Origin of the sequence: Mycolicibacterium sp. Y3, from assembly GCF_051188035.1 — a bacterium.
GTDB classification, from domain to species: domain Bacteria; phylum Actinomycetota; class Actinomycetes; order Mycobacteriales; family Mycobacteriaceae; genus Mycobacterium; species Mycobacterium fluoranthenivorans.
Map to the genome: position 1 here is coordinate 1,994,677 of NZ_JAVQLT010000001.1, position 12,617 is coordinate 2,007,293.

The window sequence follows — 12,617 nt, forward strand, 5'->3', positions numbered from 1 at the left end:
TTGCCGGTCAGGGGTTGGCTGTCGGGTTCTGCGGTAGGTCGGCGTCAGTGTGGGACGTCAATGCCCGGTGCAGGCCGTCGGCCGACCAAATTCCTTGCACGACCGGCTTTCCGGTGGAGATCCCGGCCACTCCGGCGGTGTGGGCACGGGTGACGAAGGCCTGCACGCGGAATCCGAACACGACACTCTCACCGATCGCCGGGGTAGGCCCGGCGCCGTGGATCTGTCCGTAGTAGTCGATGGCGGATGGTGGCGGGACGGTGGCAGGCAGCAGACGTTGACGGTCGGGCGCGGAGGCCACGACGGCATGCATGCCGTAGTCGGGGAATACGGGGTCGACGTACATCCCGCCACCGAAGCAGTAGGCACGCCCGGCATAAGTGTGACTCACCTCGGTGAGATAGCAGACTGCCGGTATTTCGGGCAGGTCGAAGTCGTGGGCGTGTGGCGGGGTACTGCCGGTGAGGGCGTGCCCGGGCTCGACTTGGGTGATGCCCGCCGCGGCGAGCTGGCTCAGCGCCACCGCCGAGGTGGTTCCGGGCCCGTTGATCTGGAAGGTGCGTCCTGCACCGGCGAGCGCACTCGCGGCGCGCTCCAGTGTTCGCAGGTTGTGGGTCTGGCGCAGGCTTCCGGTCGCGCGATCGTGCAGCAGCGCCGGAAATGTCGTGATGCCGGCGAAGTGCGCAGCGTCCAGGGCGTCGATGCGGTCGGCAACCCGCAGGATGTGCTCGGCCGGGTAGCCGCCCTCGTGCCCGGAGTAGAACTCGTCACCGTCGGCGTAGATCCGCGCCAGCAGGGCTTGGTCGCGGCCGTGCCGGGCAGCGGCACGGGCCGCCTCGGTGGCCTTTTCGTCGCTGAACACGGTCCAGAAGTCCGGCGCCATGGCGGCGGTCTGGTCGGCATCGCATCCCGCGATCTGAACCAGGTGTCCGACATGGCCCAACTTCATGCCGGCCCGGGTGGTCGCCCGGGCGCAGTCGATGTCGACCGCGACTGCGGCATCGATACCACCGGCGATGATCGCTTGGCAGGCATCGGGATTGCGGCCGATCTGTTTGGTCATCGCAAACACGGTGAGATGGTGCCGTTGCGCCTCTTCGGCGAGGGCGCGCGCGTTGCCGGTTATCGCGTCCAGGTCGAGGACGAAGGTGTTGGGCGGGAGTTGCCCGGATTGGTGCAACTGGATCGCGGCGTCGATGAGTGCCGGATTTCGTCGCTGAAGCGCTTGCAGAAACATGGGAAGTCCTTGACGCCGAGTCGATGTGCCGAATGGTCAGTGGGTGAGGGTGACTTTGCGCAGGCCGATGGGCCGGTCGGGGTCGACGCCGGCGACCATCGACCAGTGGTAGGCGAGCTGTTGGCCCCGTACGGTGGCCAACACGCATTCGCCCGCGTGACCGAGTGCCGGCCAGCCCAGCGCGGTGCCGACCCCCATCTGAACCGGCCACGCCCGCCGTTGCCGTAGTTCGTCGACGAGTGCGCGCGAGTCGTCGTCGGCGGCACCGCCCGCACCGGCCAGCACCACGGCGGGCGTAGTGGGCCCGCAGACCGCTATCGGTCCGTGTCGGAAGTCCGCTGTAGAGAAGCCGTGCGCCATGACCCCCACGGTCTCTTGGAGTTTCAGCGCGGTTTCCAGCGCGGCCGGGTAGCACCATTTTCGGCCCACCACGGCGAGGCGATCGTAGGCGGCCAGCTCGGAGGCGATGTCCCGAACGGGTTCTTCGTCGGCGAGGACGGTGGCGACGGCATCGGGAACCTCGGCCAGCGGAGCGAAGGACGACCGTGCGGGACTATCGGTCAGCGCGGTGGACACCGCCAGGGTGGTGAGCATCTGGGCGGTGACGGTCTTGGTGGCCGGTACGGCGACCTCTGGGCCGGCGCCCAGATCGATGTGTACATCGCAATGTTGCGCCAGCGCGGAGTCGGGATCGTTGGTGATGGCCAGCAGGCGCGCGCCTGCGGACTTGAAATAGGCAGCAGTGCTGACGATCTCAGGTGTCTGGCCGGATTGTGAGAGGGCGATGACCAACCAGTTGCCAAAGCGCTGCACCGGGGGGTCGGTGACCAGACTCGGCGCGAGCTGGCACGTCGGCAGCCCGGTGGTGACTTCTACCGCATAGCGACCCAGCAGTGCGGCACGGTCGGACGAGCCGCGGGCCAGAAATGCCACCCCCGCGACGCCGGCGCCGAGCCTGGTCACGTCGGCACGGAGACCCTCGAATCGGTCGACGAGTAGACCGAGCGCGGCGGGTTGTTCGTCGATCTCACGTCTCATGGCTTCGCCAAGCATGACGGATGTCCTTCCGGTGCAGATGTTTCGGGTTGCCTGGCTAAGCGGCTTCGCTGGTGGATTCGGGCTGATCGGCTTCCGGCCTCTCGAAGACCCGGCCCATGGCCGCGATACGGTGCGGGTGTCTGCGCTGCAGGTAGACCAGGTAGCCGACGCCGATCAGCATCCAGATCGGGATGAGATACACCGCCACGTTGTTGGGGTAGGCGGGCAGCGGGTGCAGTTGGCCGTAGATGGGCAGCAGCATGATGAGCACGCTGATGACCGGGATGACAGCGTGCCGCAGTACCGAGAACTCGGCGCGGTGGCGGCGCAGGTAGAACGGGATGACCGCGATGCTCACCGCGATGTAGATGGCCACCATCGCCAGTCCGAGCAGCGTTCCGCAGAACCCCCACACGCCGAACGGGCCGTATTTGACTCCGACGAGGAGCGCGAAGGCCAGCGAGAACACGACATAAGCGGTCACGGCCACTCGTGGGACACCATTGCGCGACGTCCTGCCCAGCGCGCTGGGCAGGATTCCTTCGCGGCCCATAGAGAACAGGATGCGTACGGCGCTGTTGGACCCGGCGATGCCGTTGGCGGTGGCGCTGGCGATGATGGTCAAGGTGAGGATGGCCGTTCCGCCCCAGAACTTCTGGGCAAGGGTCGCCCAGGGGTCGGTGTCGGCGGCGAAATCCGCCACACCGGAGAGGCCGAAGCCGGAGGAAGACCCGTAAGCGGCGATCACATAGAAACCGCCGATCGCGATCACCGCGGTGAAGAGTGCGGCCGGAATCGCCCGTCGGGAGCCCTTGGCCTCTTCGCCGAGTGTGGCAGCGGCTTCGAAGCCGATGAACATGAGGATGCCCCAGAGCATTCCGGTGCCGATACCGCTGAAACCGTGCAGTGAATGGGCGGGGTTGAAATTCTGCAGACTCAGGCCGTCGGCGCCGCCTTTGGCCAGGATCGTGATGGCCAACGCCAGGATGACCCCCACCTCGATGGCCAGGAACACGAACGCGACACGTACCGACTCGCTGATGCCTGCGGCCAGCACCACCCAGATGAATACGGCCAGGAATGTGGACAGGAGCTGCCACGGAACATGGACGTGGAACACCGAGTCGATGAATGTGGACGAGAATCCGCCGAACGCGGCGATGATCATCGGCCCGACCATGCCGTACGCGGTCAGCATCGCCCACCCCGACAGAAAGCCCGCACGTGGGCCGAATCCGTGTGAGTTGTAGGTGTAGGCGAAACCCGCGGAGGGCAACTTGCGCGCAAAGGCCGCGATGTTGTTGGCCACGAGCAGACAGGAGATGAGGGCCAGCAGGATGGACAGGGGCAGTGCGAAGCCGGCTCCCGCGGCGGCTGCCGGCGTGTTGTAGGCGACGCTGATCGCGGGCCCCATGAACGCCATGCACATGAACACGGCGCCGACGACACCGATGGAGTCGGATTTCAGGGAATGCTGGCCGGGTGGTGGCGAGGGCGTCATCGTGGCTGCTCTTTTCGAGAGACGGGTGGGGTTCGCGTGGTGCCTGGGTGGTCCGCCGAGGACTTAGTAAAGAGTATTTACTCAAGACTCTTTAGTTGTCAATCGCAAGGTCAGGCGTGCTCTACCATTGACTAGGAGTCTTTACTAAGGGGGCAGTGTGGTTCGCAACCGCGAACGGGACAGCGGGCCGCGGGCGGCGCAGGCCCCGTCCGTGATGCGCGAGATGAATCAGCGCGTGCTGCTGGACTGTCTGTTCGCCGAAGGTCCGGCCACTCGGCCCGCGCTTGTGCTCAGCACCGGATTGTCCCTACCGACGGTGATCGCGGCGCTCGGTGACCTGCAGTCGGTCGGTTTGGTCCGCGAGACAGGCACGAGCGTCGTCGGTCACGGGCGCCCGGCTGTGACGTTCGAGGCCAATGCCGATGCGGGTGCCGTCATCGCCGTCGACATCGGCCACGAATGGATCCGCTTGGTGGCCGCCGACCTTGCGGGTGGCCGGTTGGCGGCGCGCACTATCCGCAACTCTGCCACCACCGCACGAGGTCTTGTCGAACTGACCGGTGAGGCGGTGGCTGCCGTGCGTGCCGAAGCCGACATCCGCGAAGACAAGACGGTACACACGGTGATCGGCTCACCCGGTGTCTACGACGAGACGCGCGGGCGAATCAGCTATGCAGCCAATCTGCCTGGATGGCAGCGACTGGGCATCGCAGAGGCGTTGGGAGCGCAGGTCGGCTCCCACATCACCATCGACAACGACGCGAACCTTGCGGCGATCGGCGAACACACCTACGGAGCGGTCCGCTCGGTCGACAACTTCGTCTACATCACCATCGGCACCGGTGTCGGTGTGGGCTTGTTCCTCAATGGGGCGCTGTACCGGGGAGCGCACGGCGCTGCGGGTGAGGCCGGCTACCTGCCGCTTGGTGAGGCCCTGGTGCCGATGCGTCCGGACCGGCCGCCACGGGGCATGCTCGAAGAGGCGGTGGCCGCAGACGCGATCGTCGCGCAGGCTCAGCATCTTGGTATGCCGGATTCGGTATCCGCCGCGGGTGTGTTCGCCGCGGCACGTGAGGGGGATACCCGCGCAATGAAAGTCGTTGAACGCGAGGCCAAACAGCTCGCCCAGTTGGTGGCCACGGTGCTGGCGTTGTTCGACCCCGATGTGGTGGTCTTCGGAGGCGGCGTGGGTCAGAACATCGATCTGATGGAGCACGACCTGGTGACATCGCTCCGACTCATCACGCCGATGAGCACACGGCTGATCCGTGGAACCCTCGGTCAGGAAGCGGTCGTCATGGGAGCCGTCGCAACAGGATTGGATATCGCGCGGCAGCGTGCATTCGAGGCTCGTGCGCCCAGCGCGCCGGCCCGCTAGCGCGGCAGCATCCGGCCCATCATCCCGGCGAACAGCCGCTGGTAGCCGGAACCGGTGATCCGCACCAGGACGTCGAGAACCTTGGCGTCCGCGCCGACGAGCACCCGCGCTCGGTTCTTGTGCACCGCCTCGAGGATGATCCGGGCGGCCTTCTCCGGTGTGGTCTTCGCGAGCTTCTTGTCGAACATCTTGGCCAGCTGATCGGCGTCCAGGCCTTCGGCGGCGCCGGCGTTGCGGGCGATCGCGGTCTTGATACCGCCGGGGTGCACGGCGGTGACCTTCACCGGGTGCTTGGCCAGGATCATCTCCTGGCGCAGCGCCTCGGTGAACCCACGCACCGCGAACTTCGCCGAGTTGTAGGCGGCCTGGCCGGGCACCGAGAAGATGCCGAACAGGCTGGACACGTTGACGATGTGGCCGTCACCGGAGGCGATCAGATGCGGGAGGAACGACTTGGTGCCGTTGACGACACCCCAGAAGTCGACGTCCATGACGCGCTCGATGTCCTTGTAGGAGCTGACCTCGACATCGCCGGTGAACGCGATGCCCGCGTTGTTGTAGATCTGGTGGACGGCGCCGAAGTGCTCCTTGACGGCGGTCGCGTACAGCTCGAAGGCTTCGCGCTCGGTGACGTCGAGCCTATCGGCCTTGACGGGGGCGCCGATCGCCTTCAGGCGTTCCTCGGTGACTGCCAGGCCCTCCAGGTCGACATCGCTGATGGCCAGCTTGGCGCCGGAGCGACCCAGCTCGACGGCCAGCGCCTGACCGATCCCCGACCCGGCGCCGGTGACGACGGCGACCTTTCCGGCAAAGCCCTCCATGGACACTCCTCGCGTAAGCGGTTGACTGGCGTCGAGCTTAGCCGGAACGGCCGATACCGCAGGTATCGGGTAACGCGCACAGGTTCGGCAGCGATACTCACACCATGAACCGAACCCGGATTGCCGCCCTGGCGGCACCGCTGGCTGCGGCAGCACTCGCGCTGTCCTTGGCCACACCTGCCCAAGCCGACGACGGCGTCGACTCCTTCGTCTCGACGCTCGGCTCGTCCGGTCTGGGCGATATCGACCCGGCCACCGCCGCACAGGTCGGCCAGTCGGTATGCCCGATGCTGGCCGATCCCGGGCAACAGGCCGCCGACGCCGCCGCCCATGTGGCCGACACCCTGGGGCAGCCGCTGGGCCCGGCCACCATGTTCACCGGTCTGGCGATCCAGGCGTTCTGCCCGGGCGCGGTGGCCGCACTGGCCAACGGGAACTCGCCACTGCCGTTCGGGCTGCCCGGCTTCTGACCCGTTCAACGCAGAAATGCGCGAGATCCGCTGAGGGATCTCGCGCATTTCTACGTTCGGCGTCCTACGGGGCGAACGACTGGTCGATGATCTCCTGCTGCTCGACGGCGTGCACCTTCGAGCTACCCGACGACGGGGCGCTCATGGCCCGCCGCGAGATCCGCTTGATCCCGGACAGCTTGTCCGGCAACAACTCCGGCAGCGACAGCCCGAACGTCGGCCACGCACCCTGGTTGGCCGGCTCCTCCTGTACCCAGAAGAACTGCTGTGCATTCGGGTACTGGTCGAGCGTCGCGTTCAGCCTGCGCTTGGGCAGCGGGTAGAGCTGCTCGATCCGCACGATCGCGATATCGTCGCGCTGCTCCTTGGCCTTCCGCGCGACCAGCTCGTAGTAGATCTTGCCGCTGGTCAGCAGTACCCGTGTCACCTTCGAACGGTCGCCGATACCGTCCTCGTAGGTGGGCTCCTCAAGCACCGAGCGGAACTTGATCTCGGTGAAGTCCTTGATCTCGCTGACCGCCGCCTTGTTGCGCAGCATCGACTTCGGCGTGAAGACGATGAGCGGACGGTGGATGCCGTCCAGGGCGTGCCGGCGCAACAGGTGGAAGTAGTTGGCCGGGGTGGACGGCATCGCGACGGTCATCGAACCCTCGGCGCACACCTGCAGGAACCGCTCGATGCGACCCGAGGTGTGGTCGGGGCCCTGGCCCTCATGACCGTGCGGCAGCAGCAGCACGACGTCGGAGAGCTGGCCCCACTTGGCCTCGCCCGAGGAGATGAACTCGTCGATGATGGACTGCGCACCGTTGACGAAATCGCCGAACTGGGCTTCCCACAACACGATGGCGTCGGGATCGCCCACCGAGTAGCCGTATTCGAAACCGACCGCTGCGAACTCGGACAGCGCCGAGTTGTACACCAGGAACTTGCCGCCGGTCGGATTGCCGTCGACGTCCACGGTTAGCAGGTCCAGCGGGGTGAACTCGGCACCGGTCTTGCGATCCACGATCACCGCGTGGCGCTGGGTGAACGTACCGCGCTGGACGTCCTGACCCGTAAGCCGGACCGTCTTGCCTTCGGCGACAAGGGTTCCCAACGCCAGTAGCTCGCCGAACGCCCAGTCGACCTTGCCCTCGTAGGCCATCTCCCGGCGCTTGTCGAGGACGGGCTGCACCCGCGGGTGCACGTTGAACCCCTCCGGCGCGGACAGATGGGCGTCGCCGATACGGGCCAGCAGCGACTTGTCGACCGCGGTGTTCAGCCCCTTCGGGGTGAGCTGGTCGGATTCGACCGATTCGCTCGGCTCGATGGTGTGCTTCTCCAGCTCGCGCACCTCGTTGAAGACGCGTTCCAGCTGACCCTGGTAATCGCGCAGCGCATCCTCGGCCTCTTTGATCGAGATGTCGCCACGACCGATCAGTGCTTCGGTGTAGGTCTTGCGGACGCCGCGCTTGTGGTCGATCACGTCGTACATCTCGGGCTGCGTCATCGAGGGGTCATCGCCTTCGTTGTGCCCGCGGCGGCGGTAGCACAGCATGTCGATGATGACGTCCTTCTTGAACTGCTGGCGGAACTCCATGGCCAGCCGGGCCACCCACACACAGGCTTCCGGGTCGTCACCGTTGACGTGGAAGATCGGTGCGCCAACCATTTTCGCGACGTCGGTGCAGTACTCGCTGGAGCGGGAGTCCTGCGGCGAGGTGGTGAAGCCGATCTGGTTGTTGACGATGATGTGGATGGTGCCGCCGGTGCGGTACCCGCGCAGCAGCGCCAGGTTCAGCGTCTCGGCCACCACTCCCTGACCCGCGAACGCGGCGTCACCGTGCAGCATCATCGGCACCACGGAGAACTTCTCGGAGCCGCCGTCTGCCCCTTCTGCGGAGTCCAGCAGGTCCTGCTTGGCGCGCACCAGGCCCTCGAGCACCGGGTCGACGGCCTCCAGGTGGCTGGGGTTGGCCACCAGCGAGACCTCGATGTCGTTGTCCCCGAACATCTGCAGGTAGGTGCCGCTCGCACCGAGGTGGTATTTCACGTCACCGGAACCGTGCGCCTGCGACGGATTCAGGTTGCCCTCGAACTCGCTGAAGATCTGCACGTAGGGCTTGCCGACGATGTTGGCCAGCACGTTGAGCCGACCGCGGTGCGGCATGCCGATGACCACCTCGTCGAGCCCGTGCTCGGCGGCCTGGTCGATGGCGGCGTCCATCATCGGGATGACGGTCTCGGCGCCTTCCAGTGAGAAGCGCTTCTGCCCAACGTATTTGGTCTGAAGGAAGGTCTCGAACGCTTCGGCGGCGTTGAGCTTGCTCAGGATGTACTTCTGCTCGGCGACGGTCGGCTTCTCGTGTCTGACCTCGATACGCTCCTGCAACCACTTCTGCTGCTCGGGCTCCAGGATGTGGGTGTACTCCACACCGACGTGGCGGCAGTAGGCGTCGCGCAGCACCGACAGCACGTCGCGGAGTTTCTTGTACTCCTTGCCGGCGAACCCGTCGACCTTGAACTCGCGGTCCAGGTCCCACAGGGTCAGGCCGTGGGTGAGCACGTCCAGGTCGGGGTGGCTGCGGAACCGGGTCTTGTCCAGGCGCAGCGGGTCGATATCGGCCATCAGGTGACCGCGGTTGCGGTAGGCGGCGATCAGCTCGATGATGCGGGCGTTCTTGTCCGCGATCGAATCCGGGTTGTCGATACGCCAGCGCACCGGCTCGTAGGGGATGCCCAGCTCGCGGAAGATCTCGTCGAAGAAGTCGTCATCGAGCAGCAGTTGGTGGATGGTGCGCAGGAAGTCGCCGGATTCCGCACCCTGGATGATGCGGTGGTCGTAGGTCGACGTCAGCGTGATGAGCTTGCCGATACCCAGATCGGCGATGCGTTCCGGGCTGGCGCCCTGGAATTCGGCGGGGTACTCCATGGCGCCGGCGCCGATGATCGCGCCCTGGCCGCTCATCAGCCGCGGCACCGAGTGCACGGTGCCGATGGTGCCCGGGTTGGTCAGCGAGATCGTCACGCCGGCAAAGTCCTCGGCGGTGAGCTTGCCGTCGCGGGCGCGCCGCACGATGTCCTCGTAGGCGGCGATGAACTGGCCGAATTGCATTGTCTCGCAACGCTTGATGGCTGCCACGACGAGCTGGCGCTTGCCGTCCTTGCCCTGCAGGTCGATGGCCAGGCCCAGGTTCGTATGCGCGGGTGTGACGACACTCGGCTTACCGTCCACCTCGGCGAAGTGCCGGTTCAGGTTCGGGAATTTCTTGACGGCCTGCACGATCGCGTATCCCAGCAGGTGGGTGAAGCTGATCTTGCCGCCGCGGGTGCGCTTGAGATGGTTGTTGATGACGACGCGGTTGTCGATCATCAGCTTGGCCGGGATGGCCCGCACGCTGGTGGCGGTGGGGACCTCCAGCGAGGCGTTCATGTTCTTCACCACGGCCGCGGCGGCGCCGCGCAGCACCGAGACCTCGGAGTCATCGGCGGGCTTTGCCTGTGCGGCGGCGGGAGAAGCCTTGGGTGTGGCGGCGGGAGAGGCCGGTGCCGGGGTGGCGGGAGCGACCGGAGCCGCGGCCTTGGCGGGCGCCGGTGCCGGTGCCGGTGCCGGTGCCGGGGTGGGCGCGGCGGCGGGCGCGGGGCGGGCGGCGGCACCGTTGGTGGCGACCGTCTCGGTCACCGGTTCGGGCGAGTAGTCGACGAGGAATTCATGCCAACTGGGGTCTACCGAGGAGGGATCTTCGCGGAACTTGCGATACATCTCCTCGACCAGCCACTCGTTCTGTCCGAAGGGGGATGGGGAACTGGTCACGGCAGTTCTTCGCCTCGATTCCATCTGTCACGGCGGGCGTGTGTGACGAGCCCACCACGTGTGTGCGGATATCCGCGCTCGGCCGCAACAAGGCTATCGCTTCCGGTCGCGGCGCGACCAGGCACATCGGACTGACGCACCAGGCCGGTGACCCGAGCTGACATATGGCCGGTTATGTCAGTGGCAAGTGGGTCGATATGTCCGGTTCTACGGACGCGGCGCGGGCAGAACGAGCAAGGTGGACGGCCAGCGGGGCGGCGGATTACCGAATGCCCGGCCGGCGTTGCCGACGATCTTCTTACCCATCAGCCGGTTGCCCACCCCACCGACGACGGCACCGATGCCGACCGGCAGCAGCTTCCCGAAGGCGATCGCGCCGCGCTTGAGCGTGTACTTCTTCACGAAGAACCGCAGCAGCCTGTTGTTCAACTGGGACACCGCGGGCAACGGCAGCGTCGCAGCACCGTCGGACAGCCAGGCGCCGCTGGTGCGCCCGCTGCCCAGCAGGTCGGCCACCGCGTGCTTGCTGTCATCGCCGACCAGCACCGCCAACACCAGGGCGCGGCGCCGTTCCCGATGCTCGGCCGGGATGCCGTGTGCCTCGGCCACTGCCAGGACGAAGACGGCGGTCGCTTCCAGGAACACCACGGTCTCGCCCGCCACCGCCGACAGCGCGGCCAGCGTCCCGATACCGGGGAACGCCGCGGCCGACCCGACCGCCGCGCCACTGGCCATCACCGCGGCCAGGTAGTGCTTCTCCAGGCTGGTGATGATCTCGGCGGGGGTGGCGTCGGGCTTCTTGTCGCGCAACCGGCGGACGTAGGCGGTGACCGCGGGCGCCTGCAACCGGGTGCTGCGTTCCAAGAGTTGCGAAAGGACCTTGGCGGCCGCGCTGGGATCCTCGTCGACGCCGTCACGGGTAGCCGGAAGCCGGCTCGTGGTGTTGGACCGAGCGTTCATCGCTGTGTCTCCTGTGCAGATCCCGTGCCCTGTATGCACAACAAGGCTAACTTCTCGTCAACGACCGGCGCCGGAGCCTCGGTGCCCGAACGTGACGGCGGTCACTGTTCGCCCAGCGCGGAAGAAAAAACGGACGTGCGGCGCTGCCTCTGACCGTGGCAACATCCGTGAGCGTGGAAGCGATCCAGACCCCCAGCCGCATCCGGATCATCACGGTGCTGGGGCTGCTGATCGCGCTCGGCCCACTCACCATCGATATGTACCTGCCTGCCCTGCCGCGCATCGCCGGCGACCTGTCGGTGTCCTCCTCGGTGGTGCAGCTCACGCTGACCGGCACCTTGGCCGGGCTGGCGCTGGGCCAGCTGGTGGTCGGATCGTTGTCGGATTCGCTGGGCCGGCGCCGGCCGCTGATGGCCGGGATCGTGCTGCACATGGTCGCGTCCCTGATATGCCTGTTCGCCCCGAATATCGTCGTGCTGGGGCTCGGCCGCGGGCTGCAGGGTGTCGGAGCGGCCGCCGCGTCGGTCGTCGCGATCGCGGTGGTCGGTGATCTGTACACGGGTACCGCCGCGGCCACGGTGATGTCGCGGCTGATGCTCGTGCTCGGTGTGGCACCGGTGATCGCGCCGTCTCTGGGGGCCGTCGTGCTGCTCAAGGCCTCCTGGCACTGGGTGTTCGCCGCGCTGGTGGTGCTGGCCGGCGCCCTTCTGCTGATGGCCGCGCTGGCGCTGCCCGAGACCCTGCCGGTATCGCACCGGCGTCCGCTGCACGTGCGCAATATCCTCGCGACCTACGGCGAGCTGTTGCGTGACGTGCGGTTCGTCATCCTGGTTCTGGTCGCCGCCCTCGGCATGGCCGGACTGTTCGGCTACATCGCCGCGGCGCCGTTCGTGCTGCAGGGCCACTACGGGCTGGACCAGCAGACCTTCGCGCTGGTATTCGCCGCCGGGGCGGTCGCACTGATCGGCGCGACCCAGGCCAACGTGCTGCTGCTCAAGCGGTTCACGCCACAGACCATCACGGTGTCGGCCCTGACCGCGTCGGCGGTCACCGCGGCGGTGTTCGTCGCGCTCGCGCTCGGCGAAGTCGGGGGACTGTGGGGCTTTTTGGTACCGATCTGGCTGATCCTCGCCGCCATGGGTCTGGTCATCCCGAACGCGCCCGCGGTGGCACTGTCCCGACATTCCGACGCGGCGGGGACAGCGGCCGCGCTGTTGGGTGCGGCCCAGTTCGGACTGGGCGCCGCCGTGGCTCCACTGGTCGGGGTGCTCGGCAACAACGAGTTCGCGCTCGCCCTGGTGATGGTCGTCGGTTCGAGCGTCGCACTGTTCGCGCTGCTGGCGGTCGGGTCCGCCACCGCGGAGTCCGAGGATGTGCCGGCCGGCGAGCCTGTCGCCGACGCGGCGTAAGTTGTCGGCA

General features: G+C 66.9%; 9 protein-coding genes. 3 read left to right on the forward strand and 6 right to left on the reverse strand.

Annotated features, from left to right (window positions below; translation table 11 throughout):
- Positions 1–7: 7 nt before the first annotated feature.
- Genes QN239_RS09860 through QN239_RS09870 form a run of 3 tightly spaced genes read right to left on the reverse strand, consistent with a single transcriptional unit; the run spans position 8 to position 3,776 of the window.
- Positions 8–1,237, reverse strand: coding sequence for an alanine racemase (locus QN239_RS09860; RefSeq protein WP_499009922.1), 1,230 nt, complete (start codon positions 1,235–1,237; stop codon positions 8–10).
- A 36-nt stretch (positions 1,238–1,273) separates the two neighbouring features.
- On the reverse strand, positions 1,274–2,275 hold the full coding sequence (locus QN239_RS09865; protein WP_499009924.1) for an SIS domain-containing protein: 1,002 nt from the start codon (positions 2,273–2,275) through the stop codon (positions 1,274–1,276).
- Positions 2,276–2,330: 55 nt separating this feature from the next.
- Entirely contained in the window at positions 2,331–3,776 is a 1,446-nt protein-coding gene (locus tag QN239_RS09870) for an APC family permease (RefSeq protein ID WP_499009926.1), read from the reverse strand.
- A gap of 157 nt (positions 3,777–3,933) precedes the next feature.
- On the opposite strand from QN239_RS09870, the gene QN239_RS09875 reads away from it, so the two are divergent.
- Entirely contained in the window at positions 3,934–5,154 is a 1,221-nt protein-coding gene (locus QN239_RS09875; RefSeq protein ID WP_499009927.1) for an ROK family protein, read from the forward strand.
- Here QN239_RS09875 and QN239_RS09880 read toward each other — a convergent pair.
- Positions 5,151–5,975, reverse strand: a complete 825-nt coding sequence (locus QN239_RS09880; protein ID WP_090363604.1) for an SDR family NAD(P)-dependent oxidoreductase — start codon at positions 5,973–5,975, stop codon at positions 5,151–5,153. The two genes, QN239_RS09875 and QN239_RS09880, sit on opposite strands and share 4 nt — an antisense overlap.
- 104 nt (positions 5,976–6,079) lie before the next feature.
- On the opposite strand from QN239_RS09880, the gene QN239_RS09885 reads away from it, so the two are divergent.
- Positions 6,080–6,445, forward strand: coding sequence for a DUF732 domain-containing protein (locus QN239_RS09885; RefSeq protein ID WP_499009929.1), 366 nt, complete (start codon positions 6,080–6,082; stop codon positions 6,443–6,445).
- A gap of 64 nt (positions 6,446–6,509) precedes the next feature.
- Here the strand turns inward: QN239_RS09885 and QN239_RS09890 are convergent, their stop codons facing one another.
- Complete coding sequence (locus tag QN239_RS09890; RefSeq protein WP_499009930.1) at positions 6,510–10,238, reverse strand: multifunctional oxoglutarate decarboxylase/oxoglutarate dehydrogenase thiamine pyrophosphate-binding subunit/dihydrolipoyllysine-residue succinyltransferase subunit; 3,729 nt, start codon at positions 10,236–10,238, stop codon at positions 6,510–6,512.
- Positions 10,239–10,445: 207 nt separating this feature from the next.
- On the reverse strand, positions 10,446–11,198 hold the full coding sequence (locus QN239_RS09895; RefSeq protein ID WP_499009932.1) for a hypothetical protein: 753 nt from the start codon (positions 11,196–11,198) through the stop codon (positions 10,446–10,448).
- A 155-nt stretch (positions 11,199–11,353) separates the two neighbouring features.
- Here QN239_RS09895 and QN239_RS09900 point away from each other — a divergent pair, with 155 nt between their 5' ends.
- On the forward strand, positions 11,354–12,607 hold the full coding sequence (locus QN239_RS09900) for a multidrug effflux MFS transporter (RefSeq protein WP_499009934.1): 1,254 nt from the start codon (positions 11,354–11,356) through the stop codon (positions 12,605–12,607).
- Positions 12,608–12,617 lie beyond the last annotated feature (10 nt).